This is a genomic window from Spirosoma luteolum (assembly GCF_054778875.1).
In genome coordinates, this window is sequence record NZ_BAAGZE010000020.1 from 63,023 (window position 1) to 79,703 (window position 16,681).

The window sequence follows — 16,681 nt, forward strand, 5'->3', positions numbered from 1 at the left end:
CATGCCAATTAGAACCATTCTCATCGACGACCATCGGCTCTTCAACGACGGACTGAGTCTGATCCTGCGCAAAACAACCGATTTTGTCGTGGTCGACCAGGTCTATGACAGTCGCCTTGCCTGCGGTAGCTGCGCCCGGCATCGACCCGATCTAATCCTGATCGACTTCAACATGCCCCATTACGACGGGCTGGCCGTCGTCGAACAGCTGAGGCAGTTGCAGATACCAGGCCGGGTAGTGATTGTCAGCATGTATGCCGATAAGTGGGAAATCAGCCGGCTGAGCGCGCTCAATATCGATGGATACATTGCCAAAACCGTTACGGCCGACCGGCTGCTGCTCCTGCTTCGGGAGGTGGTGCAGGGAAACGTGGTAATCGAGACCGATCCCGTTCCCCGGTCCTTGCCGGCAGGGCAACTCTCCACCCTTTCGACTCATGGCCTGACCAAGCGGGAAATCGAGATTTTACGGCGTGTTGGGCAAGGGTTAACCTCCGAACAGATCGCCGACGACCTGGGGCTTACTTACCTCACGGTTCAGACCCACCGCAAAAACATCACGCAGAAGCTTCCCTTCAGCACCCAGACCGAATTACACACGTTTCTGGATACACTGACCTGATGCCCGCCCGGCAAACCGATCTGGTTTCTCACCTGGTATCGACTGCCCATCACCCGCTTTGGCCAGGTTCCCCGCCCAATTACCCCATCCGATAGCTGGTTCGGGTCGATCGCGTAAGTATGACTCATCTGTTTACGAAGGGACATCGTGTCCCTTCGTAAACCGGCAGAAACAATGCGCTATCAGTCAATGATTTACCAAAAATCAGATAACTATCCCCATCAATGACAGAAGCGACTCCCGGTGATATCGACCGACGATTTACGATTAATTTTTCACGAAGGGACACCGTGTCCCTTCGTGAAAATAAATGCGTTTTGCCGCCACCTTTTTAGCGAATTAGTTTCTAGTGGTTCGGTAGATCAGATACTGCACCCCGTTTCGCTCTTCGATGCTGTAGGCGGGGTCCTGCTGGTAGCTTTGCAGGCTTTCCTCGAAGGTGGCGTGGGCGCTGAGTCCTTTGGCATGCATGATTTCCCACCCACTCCGTAGTTCATCGAGCGGAATAATATCTTCATGCACGCTTGGCCCCGGTTTGGGCGCCGGAGCTTTATAAACGGGCTGCTGGACTTTCCAGTGCTCGAATTCGATCGACAGTTGCTCGGTCGTCAGCGCCTTGTAAACGGCCCCCGCCAGCGACCGGATTTTACCCTTGGCTTTCGACTGCTCGTAATATGCCAGCACAAACCGGAAGTATTCTTCGGAAAGTTTGCCCTGCTGAAACCGCGCCTTTATCTCCTGCAGCGACTTGAGCGTGATGCCGATTTCGTTTAGCTTCTGCTGTACGCCCTCCGGCAGTTCGGTATCGGCCTGCGACACGATCGCTGGCCGCAGCAGATGAAACTGAATACCCGTTACGGCCCGCCCCTCTTTCACCGGCTTGAACTCAAACGCCATATCGGTCGTGGCCACTTCCTTCTGGGTGATGTCGAGTACCGATCGTTTAAAATCCGCGAAGTTGTTGTAGCGATTGGTCAGGTTGAGCATGTGCTTGATCAGCGGTAGATCGAGCACGATCGTATCCTTGTGGAAAGCCGATTGTTTGAGCAGCAGATACACCCGAAACGAATAAAAACTGCGGAAATTCAGCAGCGTCAGTTCCTGAGCCACCGTAAAATCGCCCTTCAGTTCCAGCAGATACGGTTTTACGAAGTTATTGAACTGGGCCACCACATAGCCCGTCCCCTCCTTGTAGCGACAGGTGGCCATGAGCGGATTGCTGACCACTTCCCGAATACCACGCTCATCTTTGGTTTCGACGGTAATGGCACGCCCGACCAGCCTGACTACCGCCTTTTTGACCTGCGAATACGTTTTGCCCCCCACCTTGTCATCAGGATACAGTTCGCTCACCGGAATCCGGCAGGTCGAGAATTCGCTGTCGCCCCGGTTGATACGGGCCAGCATGGCAATGAAGAGCCGCATCTCCAGCAGCGACATATCGTACTGTGCCTTGATCAGGTCGTTATGCTGCGCCACGACCCGATCGGGCCGGGTTTCGGGTGCTACCGGCTCCAGCATTACACCGGACCCATCCAGCAGCTCGTCGCTATCATTTTTCTTTCTGGTCATGTTGGGGAATCGATTCACCAGGGTGTCGTACACAAATCTACCGGTTTTTGCCCCCCACACCAATCCCGTAGTATTGATTTCCCGAGCTACGGAGGCCATTTACGAGTAAAAGCCCGTCAACCCGCCCATCGGGCCACTCAACGCCTTTTTTTCGAGCCCGCCGACACCTGATTTCGGTGTTCAACGGTACTTTACTCGCCCTTCATAACGGCCTCCCGGGCCCGACGGTACTTTTATCGTAGTTAATCGCCTGACACTGATTACCTGCCTGACAAAAACCCCCTATATGCGCCAGAAATAGCCTTCGACGGTACTTTCCTCGCAGCAAACGGTACTTTCCTCGCAGTTAACGGTACTTTCCTCGCAGTCACGGTACTTTCCTCGTAGTTCGACGGTACTTTCCTCGTAGTTCAACGGTACTTTCCTCGCAGTTAACGGTACTTTCCTCGTAGTTCAACGGTACTTTCCTCGCAGTTAACGGTACTTTCCTCGTAATTAACCATTATAACTAATTGATTTTCAGTATGTTGCAGTGCCCCTAATAGTTAATAGGTTAAAAAAAAGAATACCAGCCAATTAAGTAAAAGGCGGGTTGGTTTAAAATAAAAAAAGAAACCAGGCTGACGCCTGGCCAATGGCGTTACGAAAACAGAGGCCTTTGGCCAGGCGGTACTTTTGTCGTAGTTCGGCGAAGCCGCAAAACCGACTTGACGGTACTTTCCTCGCACATCAATGGCTGAATAGGCTTCTGCCGCCGACGGTACTTTTATCGTAGTTCGAAGCTGAATGGGTTCTGCCACCGACGGTACTTTTGTCGCAGTTCGCAGCTGAATGAGCTTCTGCCGCCGGCGGTACTTTTGTCGTAGTTCTGAATCGGGAAGGTTCCAACGACGGTACTTTTGTCGCAGTTCCGTGGAGTGGGGATAAACGGATAACGGTACGGTCATCATAGTTGCGCCCCCCCGGTCCAGCCGGTTGTCGGTGCACCTTACCCGGCTGCAACCAGTAGACCGACGGTACTTTCCTCGCAGTTGCCACCACCGGTTCTGGTACCGGCCTGGCCCCTCCCTACCCGACGGGTAGGTGACCCATGGCGGGGCCGACCCCGGCCGATGCAGCAGTAGCTCCTTACCGGGTTGGGTCTTTTCCCGCTGAAACAACCATCGAGGGGTGTACGGTTGAACACCCCGAACCTAGCTATCTTCATGTCCCTACGTTCACAATTTGATTTGACGGGCAAAACGGCCCTCGTTACCGGCTGCAAACGCGGCATTGGCCTGGCCATGGCCGAAGCACTGGCCGAAGCCGGCGCCGACATCATTGGCGTGTCGGCATCGCTCGAACTACACGGCAGTCAGGCCGAGCAGGCCGTAACAGCCCACGGTCGCTCGTTTAAAGCCTACCAGTGCGATTTAAGCGACCGGACGGCTATCTATGCCTTTTTGGAGGAGATCGCCCGCGAGAGGCCCGTTATTGACATTCTGGTGAACAACGCCGGCACCATTCTGCGCAAACCGGCGGCCGAACATCCGGACGACTACTGGGATACCGTAATCGACACCAACCTCAACGCACCGTTTATCCTGACCCGCGAGATCGGTCGCGGCATGGTGGAGCGAGGAGCGGGCAAAGTGATTTTTACGGCCTCGCTGCTTACGTTTCAGGGGGGCATCACGGTGCCGGGCTATGCCGCCAGCAAGGGCGCCATCGGGAGTCTGGTCAAAGCGTTTGCCAATGAGTGGGCCAGCAAAGGCGTCAACGTAAACGCCATTGCCCCCGGCTACATCGCTACCGACAACACCGAAGCCCTGCGGCAGGATGCCGAACGGAGCCAGAGTATTCTGGCCCGTATTCCGGCCGGCCGCTGGGGCGAACCCGACGATTTCAAAGGCCCCACGCTGTTTCTGGCGTCCGACGCGTCGCGCTACGTACACGGCACCATTCTGACGGTCGACGGCGGCTGGATGGGTCGTTAGCGGCAGACCCGGTTATGCGAAGGGACACGATGTCCCTTCGTGATAAAGTCGGCTTTCAGTACTGGCTGTAACACCACAAGCAAGTTGTTTTTCCGGACAGCGCTGGTGTCTGGGTTTACTCCGTCAGCATGAGTATGCCGACGAAGGGACACGCTGTCACTTCGTCGGCTGAAGCGCCAGCCACTCGGTTGCCTGCTGAATGAGCTGCTGGCAGCTCCGGCGCGAGAGTTTTCCGTTGGCCAGCGCCCGTATCGTATCCTGAAGCTGCCGGAGTTGTGTCTCGGTATCGGGCGTGTCGGCAGCGGCTGTATCGGTACCGGCAGAGCGGCTGCTCCGGGGCAGTTTGCGTTTGCCCGCCAGCACGTCCTGCCGCTCCTGGGGCGACAGCTGCCCGAGGGTGGCGGCAAAAACACCATCGCGTTTAATGGTGCGGCTGCTTACCCCATACTCAGTAGCCAGGAGTTCGGCAATGTTTTGCTGCGGCTCATCCGTGTTCAGGTTGCTGCCCCGGGCTTTCCGCTGTTGCTGGTAGCGCATACCCCGCAGGTAGGATGCCTGCTCGGGCGTCAGGTTACGCCGGCCCAGCTGGTAATCGATCATATAGGTCCGCACATCCTCGAGGGAGGGAAACTGCACCACGCTGATGCGGTAGTCGAGCTGGTGGAGCTGGCTGATGCGGTAGCGGTTGTGGCCGTCTATGAGAATATAAACCGGATCGGACGAATCGCCTAGACCCGCCGTCTGGACGGTTGTTTCCCAGACCGTCAGCGGATCTTTGATGCCGTACCGAAGCACGTTCTGCTCGAGCTGCCCGACCTCGTCGGGCGTCAGGGGCGGAATCAGATCGCGCAGGCTGTCGAGTACCTGCACCTGTTTCTTGATGTTTTCTTCGGTCGAAAGAAGGGAAGGGCGCAGATCAGCCGTTTTTGCTTTCAGCGCCCCCATAAAGTCTTTTTTCATATCAGATCGTCATGATGTCGCGGGCCAGCTGGTAATACTGCTGCCACGAGTGGGACTTGGGCGAATAGGTATGCAAATCTTCTTTAGCCACCTGCGATTGCTTGATAACCGTCGATACCTCGATGATCGGGTCGTAAATCCGGAAGTTATCATAGGTTTCCCGGATGTGGCTCATCATGCTCTTGTGTACGCTCTGGTTTTTGTGCACCATCGTAAAGACGATCCCTTTTACGGTCAGCGCCGGGTTAAGGTAAGTACGTACTTCGGCAATGCGATTGAAAAGGCTTTCGACGCCGTGGTAGGCCGATGCCTCGGGCTGAATCGGCACCAGGCAACTGCTGGAAGCAACCAGGGAGCAGGTTGTACAGATACCCAGGCTGGGCGGGCAGTCGATCAGGATGAAATCGAACTGCTCGCGCAGATCTTCGAGCCGAAGCGACAGCCGGCGGTCGGCCCCGATGGCGTTGGCCAGTTCAGACTCGCGGTAGGCCATGCGAATGTCAGACGGCGAGAGAAACAGGGTAGGGGTGATTTCGATCAGCGGCAGCGGACTGTTGCCCAGCAGCGCATCGATGACCTGCTCGGTGGGCTCGTGAATGCCGAAGCACTGCGAGAGGTTACCCTGTGAGTCCATATCGACCAGCAGCACCCGGTTGCCGAGCAGACTCAGCGCTTTGCCCACGTTGATGGTGGTGGTGGTTTTGCCAACTCCGCCTTTGTGATTGACTACCGATAGAACCGTGGCTTTATCAAACAGGGCTTCCGAATACCCGTAAGCACGCAGGGCTACTTCCAGCGCGGGCAGGTGTTTTGCCGGAATGTCTTTGCCATCCGACAGGGCTTTATGAACCGTACGGGCCGGAATTCCCGCTTCTTTCTCCAGCTGCGAAACGTTCAGGGCTGGCTTGGACCGCAGAAAACGGACCAGCTTATCGTGTGAGAGCATGCGCCAAACAGGTAATTATTTATCTTTTGTAAAGGTAGAAAGAACAAAATTTACCCAAAACGAAACGCCTTTTATTTCTGTGGCATGGGCCGAATACCGCGCCAGTGGCCGGATCGCTAACCTGTACAGCGAATAACTAAGTTTTTAGTTATTCAAATTGTGCTGGTGGCTACCGCTTATGAAGTAGGGGACTCATACGCTTGTGAATGGACGCAGGCCGGGCGACCTTTAACAGGCGTCCTTTAACAGGCGACCTTTACTAAGTACGAGGCAGACAGACCCGATGAACAAACGAATGATCAGGTGGCTAATGACCACCGTATGCGCAACCGTCGGTTTTGTCGGCAGTGCGGGCGCGCAGAGCGGCCCATCGCTCGATTTTGCCGAGTTCAACCGGCGGGCGGTGCTGCCCGTGTCGGCAGGTCTGGGCTTTGTATCGCGCGACGCCCGGGCCCTGCTCGCGCTGGAAGCCTGTCCGCAATTCACCCTGATCGACCACCAGCTTCGGCTGGGTGCAACGGCGGGCATTGCCTATACTGAACGGACGGCGGAGCCGCAGCACCCGTGGCACCTGTATGCCGGGCCCCGGCTGGCGCTCCGACTGAAAACACTGTCAGCTGCGCTGGGAGGTCTGCCCGGGGGCATCGCCTTCGGTAATGTGCAGCTTTTTGCCGAGCACCTGTGGGGTGCGCACGCGATCCGGCTGGTGGGCGGGGGGCTGACGGTTGAGCTGCTCAAGACGGTAGGGGTTAGCCTGAAAGCCCACCGGGACTACGAGCATCAGGCTACCTGGGGACAACTGGCCCTGCACTACAATTTGATTCGACCCCGACGTGAACCCAGTTTTAACCCGACACAGCCATGAGTAAAGCACTTGTCGTAAGCGGAGGAGGGAGCAAGGGAGCCTATGCCGTAGGTGTACTCAACTACCTGAAAGCGAATCGGCCCGCTTATTTCAGCCAGGGGCAGTTTACGTTCGGCAGCTACTGGGGAACCAGCACGGGAGCGCTCGTGGTGCCACTGGCCGCAACCGGTGATCTGGCCATGCTCAACGCTTTCTACAGCGGTCAGCAAACGGCCGGGCTGCTGGTGATGCACGATGCCCTGCGGCTGTTGCAGACGGGCTTTCTGTTCAACAGTGCCGGGCTCGATGGACTTATCGATCAGGTGTTCGATGCCAACCGGTTTGCGATCCTGCTGGCTGGCGGCCGGCAGGTTGGGCTGGCCGCTGTATGCCTGCAAACGGGCGAGCTGCGTGTGTTTTCGACCCGGCCATTACCCGCCAATCGGCCGCACTATACGACGCAGCAGCTGACCACGCGGGCCGATCTGATCGATGCGATTCGGGCGTCGGTGCACCAGCCGTTTTTCTTTCAGCCCGTCCGGTTCCGTTCCGACGCCGGCCCGCAGCCGCGGCACTATGTCGATGGGGGCGTGCGCGAATATGCGCCCATCCAGGCAGCTCTCGATGCCGGGGCCACCGATGTGGTGGCGGTGCTGCTCTCGCCAGCCGAGCCCGAAGCGGCCCCGGGCCTCAATCCGTCGAATCTGATCGGCGTTCTGGAGCGCACCATCGATATTTTCACCAACGATGTGGGCCTGAACGATGTACGGGTTCCGGATCTGCTGAGCCGGGGGGCGGCTTATGTGCAGGCGCTCCGGGGCCGGCTCAGTGCCGCCGGATTGTCGCCGGCTCAGATCAGTGCGGTGCTGGACCCGGGCAATCCATTTGACGGCCGACCAGCCAGTCAGATTCACATCATCAGGCCCCAGACACCCCTGGGGGGCGGGCCGGGCGGGCTGCGTTTCGAACCCGCCGAGATGCAGGCCATGATGCGTCGGGGCGAGGCCGATGCAGCCGCTTATTTCCAGCGGGTCGATCAGAACAGTGGCGTACCGCCCGACGTGCTGGTCTGAGAAAAGACCGCAACAAAGACTGTTTCGCTGCTGGCGTGCCACACCCGGGCGGGCTGGCAGTACGGAACCGGCCGCTGCGGATTATGCAACCGATTGAACCGGCTAAACACATCTGATAATCAGGCAAAAACCTAACGTTATCAACGCGCAACCCCCGTATGTATACGTCTTGTTTTACAAATAACTGATTAGTTTTCAAGTAGTTACATAGCTAACTTTTTGGTGCGGAGCACGTTGAGAGGAATGCAGCGCCAGTCGTTACTGCCTACGCCCGTATGGGGTTCTGGCACCGGCGATCAACGCTGTTCACCGACTACACAAACGTAAAACGTGCCGCTATGAAGCGATTATTTTCACACTATCTGGCCTGGATTGGTTTGTGCGCCTGGCTAGCCGGTTGCCAGTCGAAATCGGCCAAAACCAGCGATCCCGTCGACGAAAAACCCGCGGCTATCCCGGTAGTGGTCAGCCGGGTCCAGACGAGCCAGTCGGGGGCACCTCTGCAGCTGAGTGGGGCCACAGAGGCTGAAACTACCGTCAACCTGGGCTTTATGGTGGGGGGCAAGCTGGCCCGGGTAACCATTCAGGAGGGGCAGACCGTACGGGCGGGTCAGCTGATTGCCGCCATCGAACCAACCGACTACCAGCTGGGTGTTACGATTGCCAATGCCAATGTGGCCCGGGTGCAGGACGAATATGATCGGCTCACCATTCTGAAAGAGCGCGGCAGCCTGACGCCCAGCGATTACGAAAAAGCCGTAACGGGCCTGGCCGAAGTGAAAGCCCGGCAGAAACTGGCGCAGAAGAACCTGAACGAAACCCGGCTCTACAGCCCCATCGCCGGCATTGTGGCCCGCAAGGGGGCCAGCGCGGGCGAGATTGTGCCGCAGGGGCAGCCGCTGTTCCAGATTGCCGATATCCAGCCCATCAAAGTGCGCGTATCGGTGCCGGAGTCGGAAGTAGGGCAGCTGCGGCTGGGCCAGTCGGCACAGGTCAGTATTCCGGCGATCAACAAAACCGTAACGGGTACAGTCTCGCTGATCGGGGCCGTGGCCGACCCGACAGCCCGGGCCTACTCGGTCAAAATCGACGTGGCCAATCCGGGCCTGACCATCCGGCCGGGCATGGTGGCCGATGCCCAGTTGAAGTCGGCCCGAACGGTGCAGACGCTCACGCTGCCGGGCAATGCTGTCCTGCGCGACGATGACGGATCGACGTATGTGTACGTTGTCGACGCGCCCCGCAAACAGGCGTTCAGGCGAAAAGTAAGCGTGGGTGCGGTGCAGGCCAGTGCCGTGCAGATCAGCGCGGGGCTGTCGGCCGGCGAGCTGGTGGTGACGGGCGGAGGCCAGAAGCTGCAGGATGGTGCATCGATTCAGTATAACTCAGCGTCGTTATGAACCTCATCAAAGCATCGCTCAAATATCCACAGGTGACGCTGAGTGTGGTTTTCCTGGCCGTGGTGGTGGGGCTGTATTCACTGCTGACCATGCCCCGGCGCGAAGACCCTAAAATCACCATCCGATCGGGGCTGGTGGTCGCTTTCTTTCCCGGAGCCACCTCGGCGCAGGTAGAAGACCAGGTGACGCGCAAACTCGAACAGTATCTGTTTGGCTATGCGGAAGTGCGCAAAGACAAAACGTACTCGACCAGTCGCGACGGGGCGGTGGTGATCAACGTAGAACTGGAAGAGAATGTCCAGGATCCTGACGTGTTCTGGTCGAAGCTGCGTCATGATCTGAATCAGGCCAGGGCGCTCGATCTGCCGCAGGGCGTACAGGGCCCCATTGTCAACACCGATTTTGGCGACACGGTAGCCATGCTTATCGGCGTTGAATCGGATGCCTTGTCCTATGCCGAACTCGATGACTACCTGAAGCGCATTGAAGACGGGCTCCGCACGGTAAAAGCCGTTTCGAAAATCCGGCGCTATGGCGAACAGAAAGAGCAGGTCACTATTACGGCCAATTCGGGGCAGCTGGCGCAGTATGGCATCCGCTGGACGCAGGTGGTGCAGGTACTTCAGGCCCAGAACGCCATCAAGGCCACCGGCAATGTGAAAACAGCCGACAGCCAGGTACCGCTTTATGCGCAGGGTTACTATAATACCGAGCAGGAGGTGGCCCGGCAGGTAATCGGCACCACCCCCGCGGGCTCGGTTATCCGGCTGGGCGACGTGGCTGCCATCCGGCGCGAATACGCCGAGCCGACATCGGCCATTACGGTTGGCGGACACCGGGCCCTTATGCTGTCGGTAGAGATGCAGGAAGGTAACAACATTGTCCGGTTTGGGGAAGATGTATCGGCCAAGCTGACGGAGCTGCAGCGTAATATGCCCAGCTCGATCCGGCTGACGACCATTGTGAATCAGCCGCAGGTGGTGCAGCACAGCGTAAGCGACTTTATCCGGGAGTTTTTTCTGGCCATTCTGTCGGTTGTCATTGTCACGATCGTACTGCTGCCTTTCCGCATTGCGGCCGTGGCGGCCATGGCGATTCCGGTTACCATTGCCGTTACGTTCGCCCTGCTGCATACTTTCGGCATCGAGTTGCACCAGGTGTCGCTGGCGGCCCTGATCGTGGTGCTGGGCATGGTGGTCGACGATGCCATCGTCATTGCCGATAACTACGTGGAACTGCTCGACGAAGGCGTCGATCGCTGGACGGCAGCCTGGCGCAGTGCGAGCGATCTGGTGGTACCGGTACTGACCGCCACGGCTACGATCGTAGCGTCGTTTCTGCCCATGGTCATTCTGAGCGGCTCGGTTGGCGAGTTTATTTTTTCGCTTCCCATCACCGTCTCCATCGCCCTGGCGTCCTCGTTTGTGGTGGCCATGCTGCTGACCCCGTTTCTGTGCTATACGTTTATCAAGAAGGGGCTGCATGACCATAGCGAGCCCGCACCCGACGCCCGGCCCAAACGCAAATCGCTGCTCGACTATATGCAGGATGGCTACGATGCCGCCATTGGCTGGTGTATCGACCACCGGGCTGCCACGCTGATCGTTGCCGTGCTGTCGATCGGCGCATCGGGACTGCTGTTCAAAGGCATCCGGCAGAAGTTTTTTCCGGCCGCCGAGCGCAATCAGTTTGTTGTTGAGCTGTGGATGCCCACGGGTACCAAATTCGAGAAGACCCGCGCGGCCATGACGCAGCTGGAGAACCTGATTCGGCGCGACAGCCGGATGGCCAGCTACGCCACCTTTGTGGGTACCAGTGCCCCGCGGTTCTATTATAATTTCTCGCCGGAGCCTCCCGTCACCAACTTCGGCCAGATTCTGATCAACACGCACACCAACGAAGAAACCGAAGCCATGGCCGATGACCTGATCGGACAGGTGGCGGCTGCCGTGCCGGAGGGAATACCGCGCGTACGGCTTATGCAGCAGGGCTCGCTCACCATTGCGCCGGTCGAGGTGCGTATTATCGGCAACGATCTGACCACGCTCAAACGGATAGGCCATCAGGTCGAATCCATTGTGCGGAAGGCACCCGGGAGTAGGCTGGTGCGGACTGATTTCCGGGAAGATTACTATGGGGTAGGGGTGAGGCTGAAGGAAGAAGCCAACCGGCTGGGCTTTACCACCACGGGGGTGGCAACGAGCCTGTATACCGGCTTCTCGGGTGCCCCCATCTCGGTGATCTACGAAGGCGACCAGCCCATCAATCTGGTGTTGCGGCTCGACGAGGACAGTCGCCGAAACTTCACCGATCTGGAAAACACGTATCTCAGCTCGCCCGTAACGGGCAGCAGCGTACCGCTCCGGCAGATCGCCGATCTGTTTTCGCAGTGGCAAACGGGCCGCATCATGCACCGCAACGGGGTCCGGACGCTCACCGTTCAGTCGGAAACAAGCGGGCAAACCCTGCCCTCCGAGGTACTGAATGCGATTCGGCCGCAGCTGGCAGCGCTGGCGCTGCCGGTTGGGTACCGCATCGAGTACGGGGGCGAGGACGAAAACCGCCGGGCTACCTTCAGCCAGATGACAACCGCGCTGGGCATCAGTCTCGTGCTCATCTTCCTCATTCTGTTGTTTCAGTTCCGGAACCTCAAAGAGTCGCTGGTGGTAATGGCATCCATTCCGCTGAGCCTGTTCGGAGCCCTGCTGGGGCTGCTCGTAACGGGTAATCCGTTTGGCTTTACGGCGTTCATGGGGCTAATTAGTCTGTCGGGCATTGTGGTGCGCAACGCCATTATTCTGGTCGACTACACCAACGAGCTGATGGCCAAAGGTATGCCCCTGCGAACGGCTGCCATCGAGGCTGGCAAGCGCCGGTTACGCCCCATTTTTCTGACAACCATGGCGGCTGCCATTGGCGTGGTACCCATGATTCTGTCGGGGTCGCCCATGTGGAGTCCGCTGGCCAGTGTGCTGGCGGTGGGGGTCATTGTCTCGATGGTGATGACCCTGCTGGTCATTCCCGTACTGTTTGTCATGGCTGTTAAACCCAACCAAGTGGAGTCGCTGCTCGAAACGGCTTCCTGATTCATTCGCTCATGTTTCCAAAATCGATACTGGTGCTGGTACTGCTGGGCAGTGTCAGTTACCCGCTGCTAGCGCAACCGACCGCGCTGACCCTGGCCCAGGCGCAGGAACAGGCCCTGCTGCAAAACCGCCGGTTAAAAATTGCCCGGTATAAGGTCGACGAGGCCGATCTGAAAGTAACGGAAGCCCGCAGCCGGCGCCTTCCGTTTGTGGTGGCCAACGGCTTTTACACCTACAACGGCGTCACCCGCGATCTGACGCTGCCCCGTGGGGCCATTGGTGTGCTGCCGGGGGCTACGCCCGTTGCCCTGCCGCAGCAGGATCTCACGCTGTTCAAAGCCAAACACAATCTGTTTCTGGGCAACGTGGTGGCCATTCAGCCCATCAGTCAGCTGGGGAAGATCAAGGATGGAATCGAGGTAGCGCAGACCGATGTGGCACTCGCCCGAACGCAGGTCAGTCAGGCCGAACGCGCCATTCGGCAGGGAGTCGAGAAACTGTATTTCGGCCTGCTAATTGCCCGCAAGCAGCAGGAGCAGGCCCAGGCATCGGTCGAACTGACGAAGGTCCGGCTCTACGATGTGGAGAGTGGGTTGCTCGCGGGAAAGACCGACGCGGTCAATAAAGTGGGGCTGCAGGCCGATCTGGCCAATCAGCAACAACAGCTGCTGCAGCTGCAAAACCAGGTTGAGGACTATACCGCCGATCTGAATGAGTTGATGGGGCAACCCGCCGAAACGCCCCTGGCCCTGGCCGAGGTGGGGGGCATAGGGCCAGAGCTGCCGGCACAAAGCGCGTATCTCGACGCGGCCAAAACCGGCAACCCCGATCAGCTCGAAGCCGATCAGACCCGGCAAAAGGCTACGCTCGGCGTACAGGCCGCCCGCAAGGAATATATTCCCAACCTGAGTGCTATGGGGGGCTACCTGTTTCAAAACGTTATCGGCGATCTGCCGCAGAGCAATTACTTCCTGGGCCTGCAGCTCAGCTACGCCCTGCTCGACTTTGGCCGGCGCAAATCGACGCTCCAGCAACGGCTGTCGCAGCAGAAACAGGCCGACGAGAACCAGCAGTACACCCGCGAGCACATTGCCGGCGACATTCAGAAGGCGTACCGGAAAGCGCGGCAGGCCCAGTCGCTGCTGCCCATTGCCACCCAGGCGGTTCAGTACCGGCGCGATGAACTGAAACTCAGGCAGGATCGGCTGGCTGCGGGCCTTGCCCTCAAGCGCGACGTGCTCGAAACCCAGCAGGCGGTGAGCAAGGCCGAGGTCGACCTGTATTCGGCCCAGCTGGCTTACCGGCTGGCCGTTTCGGATCTGGAGCGACTCAGCGGGCGGTGATCGACGGAGGAGCCACTGATCAACCCAGCCGGCAGCGGGGGCTTTTCTTACGGCTCTCTCTTCAGACGATCGGGCCGGGGCGTAGCTATTGGATGGACGGAAGGAGTTGTATAATAAAACCGGAAATTTGTTACCTGGAATAATCCATTGCGTCGAAAGATGCAATTTGGTAGGCTAAAACGAACTGTTGGTATAATCTGTGCTGGATTGGTAAACAAGAGTGCCTGTTTATCTCAGATGGGCTGGCGCATGCCCGACGCAGGTGCCCGACCGATTTGATCCAGTTCGTTTTCGCCCAACCCGTTTATTACGCTTCTCATGTTTCAGTGGCAAACCCCCGGCTGGGTCAACGCCCACGCGGCACTGGCTGGTTTTCCAGACAGTCTGACCGGCGAGACAATCCGAACGATCCGCAACCAGCTGCGACTGGTCTCGACTAACCGCCCCGACGTGTCGATCGTGGTTCCTGCTTTCAACGAAGAAGCAACCATTCTGCCCATGCTGTCGTCGTTGTCGCGGCTGTCGACACACTATAAAACCGAAATCATCGTAGCCAACAACAACTCGAGCGACCGCACGCAGGAATTGCTCGATGCCTGCGGGGTGCGCTCGGTATTTGTAGCCGATCAGGGAATCAGCTACGCCCGGCAGGCAGGCCTCGAACTGGCGTCGGGGCGGTTTGTGCTCAATGCCGATGCCGACAGTATCTACCCGCCAACCTGGCTCGATGCGCTTGTCAAACCACTGCACAATACGGCCATCAGCTGCACCTACGGTATGTATTCGTTTATACCCGGCAAGGCCAGCAACCGCTTTACGCTGAGTCTGTATGAGTTTAGTTCTGAAACGTTCAAACGCCTGAAGCGCCGGAACCGGGAAGTAGTCGATGTGATGGGGTTCAACTTTGGCTTTCGCCGGGCCGACGGGCTGGCCGTGGGTGGGTTCCGGCATGATCTGGAACGCTGGAAAACCGGGCGTAGTGAAGACGGCTGGATGGCCTATTGCCTGACCCAGAAAGGCCGGCTCTACCGCGAACCTTCGCTGAACGCCCGGGTCTGGACCAGCGACCGGCGACTGCAGGAAGCCGGCAGCCTGTCGAAAGCCTACAGCCTCCGGGCGCGCCGGGAGCTAAATCGTCTGCACCTCTACCTGACGCCAAAAGGAATGGTGGGCCCGGCGGCTCCGGCCATACAGCCAGACCCGGTTGAGCAACTCGAACACAGTGGCAAGTAACGACGGACCAGCACTGCAGCTTCCTGACCAGAGAAAGTGGCTGCACGTTACGCGCAGGGTAAGCTGTTGCCGGTCTTGTCGCGAATGAAGCCAGCCAGTTCATCGAGCGTACAAAGTCGGGTCGTATCGGCCAGCAGGTTGGCCAGGTGGGTGGGAGTCCGGGATTTGCAGAGGTAATTCACCATCCAGGGTAATCCTTCGACTTGCTGCGTCAAAATAAGCCAGTGTTCGGCCTGGTCGCTGCTGAAGCGTAGTATGAGCAAGGTACCAGTGCCACTTTCGCTTTCTCTGAATCCCATCCCGGATTTCAGGATGTCGTCTTTAGTCATGGTGTGAATCGGATATGCTGCCACAAGCTACTCGTTCCGAATTACTTTTTGATACCAAAATTATTAAAAGGTAAATAATAATTTTGTTTTTATCGTAAAATTTATATGAACATTTGTGGAAAAAGGCCAACTCTACAGCCAATTTTCTAGGCTTTGTAGGTCTTTAGTGTTAATACAAGGTCATGCCAATCCGATAGGGCTTTAGGTTTTTCACGATACAGTGTACCACCTGCCTGGTAAAAATCAACCATGTCGTGCATGTTGAGGGCAGTTGCTAATAGAATAATCCGGGTTTGCTCAAGCCGGGCATTAGCGCGCAGACGGGCCAGAAGTTGATTGATACCGCCGGGGGCAGACAAGTCGGAATCGATCAGCAAGAGATTGGGTGGCTGCGATTCAACATCGGAGATGTAGTGCTGAAACTGCTCCAGGGAGTGTAAGCCGATAATAATTGCATCCGGAAAACTACTCATGGCCGCATACGCCAGGAAGGTATGGATTGATGGCTCGGTATCGAGCGAGATGATCAGGAATTTAGCAACCATGAAAAAACTAATGACCCAGGGAGCTGACGGGCACCTTCTGACTGGCTATTCAATCCTGGATAAAAAAATAGTGCCACTGAAAACGGCCGGATAGCTTGCGTGAAAGTACTCAACACGTCGTGAAGACAGTTAGTTATTAAATTTTTTAAACAAGCTAATCGGGCACGCTGGCAAACGTGTAGTGTAGACCAGTTGCCGGCTTAGCGGGCCCGTGCAGGAATAGAAGTATGTCGATTTTATAGACACTGTTTCAGCGCTTGCAGTATGCCTTCGGGTGATCAGTTCGTAAAATGGTGATTGGGTATTGTGTAGACGAAATAGGTGTATAAACATGCATTTTGCCACCCGTCCTGACAAAAATATTCGACCAATGCCTTGAAGGAAGATTTGCGCTGGGGTGATTCTGAAAATACTAGATTGGTAACATAAGCTATTTTTCGGCATACACCATGTCCGTAAAACCGGGTTCCTCAATCGGCGAAAGGATTTTATCATATAAGACGGTTACAGCCTGGTTACATTGGCTAACGGGTCTATGTATACCGGTTCGTCAGTTTGTCAAAAACCTTGTAAGACTTTTCATGTAAACTCAATTACCTTTGCGCAACTATGTAAGCCCGAAAGGGTCTACAATGGTGTGGATAGAAGCAGAAAGCCTGCTGCCTTTGGCGGCAGGTTTTTTTTGTGTCTGCCCGGGGCCAGGGGCAACGGTCAGACGGGGCGAAACAGAGGCCCGGAATCAAGCTCCTGGT

At 57.1% G+C, this 16,681-nt stretch carries 14 protein-coding genes; 8 read left to right on the top strand and 6 right to left on the bottom strand.

Going from position 1 to position 16,681, the window contains the following annotated elements:
• Position 1: 1 nt before the first annotated feature.
• Positions 2-622 (top strand): response regulator, encoded by a 621-nt coding sequence (locus ACYVAC_RS17610; protein WP_461099080.1) that lies wholly within the window; start codon positions 2-4, stop codon positions 620-622.
• 339 nt (positions 623-961) lie between these two features.
• Here the strand turns inward: ACYVAC_RS17610 and ACYVAC_RS17615 are convergent, their stop codons facing one another.
• Positions 962-2,227, bottom strand: a complete 1,266-nt coding sequence (locus ACYVAC_RS17615; RefSeq protein ID WP_461099081.1) for a replication initiation protein — start codon at positions 2,225-2,227, stop codon at positions 962-964.
• Between the two features lie 512 nt (positions 2,228-2,739).
• Positions 2,740-3,144 carry a hypothetical protein gene (locus tag ACYVAC_RS17620; protein WP_461099082.1) on the bottom strand — a complete coding sequence of 135 codons (405 nt, stop codon included), beginning with the start codon at positions 3,142-3,144 and terminating at the stop codon, positions 2,740-2,742.
• Between the two features lie 255 nt (positions 3,145-3,399).
• On the opposite strand from ACYVAC_RS17620, the gene ACYVAC_RS17625 reads away from it, so the two are divergent.
• Positions 3,400-4,170, top strand: a complete 771-nt coding sequence (locus tag ACYVAC_RS17625; RefSeq protein WP_461099083.1) for an SDR family oxidoreductase — start codon at positions 3,400-3,402, stop codon at positions 4,168-4,170.
• 156 nt (positions 4,171-4,326) lie between these two features.
• Here ACYVAC_RS17625 and ACYVAC_RS17630 read toward each other — a convergent pair whose 3' ends face one another.
• Together ACYVAC_RS17630 and ACYVAC_RS17635 are read right to left on the bottom strand one after the other, a co-directional pair.
• Entirely contained in the window at positions 4,327-5,130 is an 804-nt protein-coding gene (locus tag ACYVAC_RS17630) for a hypothetical protein (RefSeq protein ID WP_461099084.1), read from the bottom strand.
• Position 5,131: 1 nt separating this feature from the next.
• The gene (locus tag ACYVAC_RS17635; protein WP_461099085.1) at positions 5,132-6,076 is read right to left on the bottom strand and encodes a ParA family protein; all 945 of its coding nucleotides are present in this window, start codon (positions 6,074-6,076) and stop codon (positions 5,132-5,134) included.
• Positions 6,077-6,371: 295 nt separating this feature from the next.
• On the opposite strand from ACYVAC_RS17635, the gene ACYVAC_RS17640 reads away from it, so the two are divergent.
• The 6 genes from ACYVAC_RS17640 to ACYVAC_RS17665 all read left to right on the top strand — a co-directional run bounded on the left by ACYVAC_RS17640 (position 6,372) and on the right by ACYVAC_RS17665 (position 15,055).
• On the top strand, positions 6,372-6,941 hold the full coding sequence (locus tag ACYVAC_RS17640) for a hypothetical protein (RefSeq protein WP_461099086.1): 570 nt from the start codon (positions 6,372-6,374) through the stop codon (positions 6,939-6,941).
• On the top strand, positions 6,938-7,993 hold the full coding sequence (locus tag ACYVAC_RS17645) for a patatin-like phospholipase family protein (RefSeq protein ID WP_461099087.1): 1,056 nt from the start codon (positions 6,938-6,940) through the stop codon (positions 7,991-7,993). The genes ACYVAC_RS17640 and ACYVAC_RS17645 overlap by 4 nt, the downstream gene beginning before the upstream one ends.
• A gap of 338 nt (positions 7,994-8,331) precedes the next feature.
• Positions 8,332-9,393, top strand: a complete 1,062-nt coding sequence (locus ACYVAC_RS17650; RefSeq protein WP_461099088.1) for an efflux RND transporter periplasmic adaptor subunit — start codon at positions 8,332-8,334, stop codon at positions 9,391-9,393.
• Positions 9,390-12,479, top strand: coding sequence for an efflux RND transporter permease subunit (locus ACYVAC_RS17655; protein ID WP_461099089.1), 3,090 nt, complete (start codon positions 9,390-9,392; stop codon positions 12,477-12,479). Before ACYVAC_RS17650 ends, ACYVAC_RS17655 begins: the two co-directional genes overlap by 4 nt.
• An 11-nt stretch (positions 12,480-12,490) precedes the next feature.
• Positions 12,491-13,822, top strand: coding sequence for a TolC family protein (locus ACYVAC_RS17660; protein ID WP_461099090.1), 1,332 nt, complete (start codon positions 12,491-12,493; stop codon positions 13,820-13,822).
• A 318-nt stretch (positions 13,823-14,140) separates the two neighbouring features.
• Positions 14,141-15,055: a glycosyltransferase family 2 protein gene (locus tag ACYVAC_RS17665; RefSeq protein WP_461099091.1), complete on the top strand. Its 915-nt coding sequence runs from the start codon at positions 14,141-14,143 to the stop codon at positions 15,053-15,055.
• A 47-nt stretch (positions 15,056-15,102) separates the two neighbouring features.
• Here the strand turns inward: ACYVAC_RS17665 and ACYVAC_RS17670 are convergent, their stop codons facing one another.
• Complete coding sequence (locus ACYVAC_RS17670) at positions 15,103-15,384, bottom strand: hypothetical protein (RefSeq protein WP_461099092.1); 282 nt, start codon at positions 15,382-15,384, stop codon at positions 15,103-15,105.
• A 146-nt stretch (positions 15,385-15,530) separates the two neighbouring features.
• Entirely contained in the window at positions 15,531-15,929 is a 399-nt protein-coding gene (locus ACYVAC_RS17675; RefSeq protein WP_461099094.1) for a hypothetical protein, read from the bottom strand.
• Positions 15,930-16,681: the final 752 nt, after the last annotated feature.

Coding starts and splice junctions, on each gene's coding strand:
- ACYVAC_RS17625 (WP_461099083.1), top strand. CDS start 3,400: ATGTCCCTACGTTCACAATTTGATTTGACGGGCAAAACGGCCCTCGTT.
- ACYVAC_RS17620 (WP_461099082.1), bottom strand. CDS start 3,144: ATGATGACCGTACCGTTATCCGTTTATCCCCACTCCACGGAACTGCGA.
- ACYVAC_RS17665 (WP_461099091.1), top strand. CDS start 14,141: ATGTTTCAGTGGCAAACCCCCGGCTGGGTCAACGCCCACGCGGCACTG.
- ACYVAC_RS17655 (WP_461099089.1), top strand. CDS start 9,390: ATGAACCTCATCAAAGCATCGCTCAAATATCCACAGGTGACGCTGAGT.
- ACYVAC_RS17670 (WP_461099092.1), bottom strand. CDS start 15,384: ATGACTAAAGACGACATCCTGAAATCCGGGATGGGATTCAGAGAAAGC.
- ACYVAC_RS17610 (WP_461099080.1), top strand. CDS start 2: ATGCCAATTAGAACCATTCTCATCGACGACCATCGGCTCTTCAACGAC.
- ACYVAC_RS17640 (WP_461099086.1), top strand. CDS start 6,372: ATGATCAGGTGGCTAATGACCACCGTATGCGCAACCGTCGGTTTTGTC.
- ACYVAC_RS17630 (WP_461099084.1), bottom strand. CDS start 5,130: ATGAAAAAAGACTTTATGGGGGCGCTGAAAGCAAAAACGGCTGATCTG.
- ACYVAC_RS17650 (WP_461099088.1), top strand. CDS start 8,332: ATGAAGCGATTATTTTCACACTATCTGGCCTGGATTGGTTTGTGCGCC.
- ACYVAC_RS17660 (WP_461099090.1), top strand. CDS start 12,491: ATGTTTCCAAAATCGATACTGGTGCTGGTACTGCTGGGCAGTGTCAGT.
- ACYVAC_RS17675 (WP_461099094.1), bottom strand. CDS start 15,929: ATGGTTGCTAAATTCCTGATCATCTCGCTCGATACCGAGCCATCAATC.
- ACYVAC_RS17635 (WP_461099085.1), bottom strand. CDS start 6,076: ATGCTCTCACACGATAAGCTGGTCCGTTTTCTGCGGTCCAAGCCAGCC.
- ACYVAC_RS17645 (WP_461099087.1), top strand. CDS start 6,938: ATGAGTAAAGCACTTGTCGTAAGCGGAGGAGGGAGCAAGGGAGCCTAT.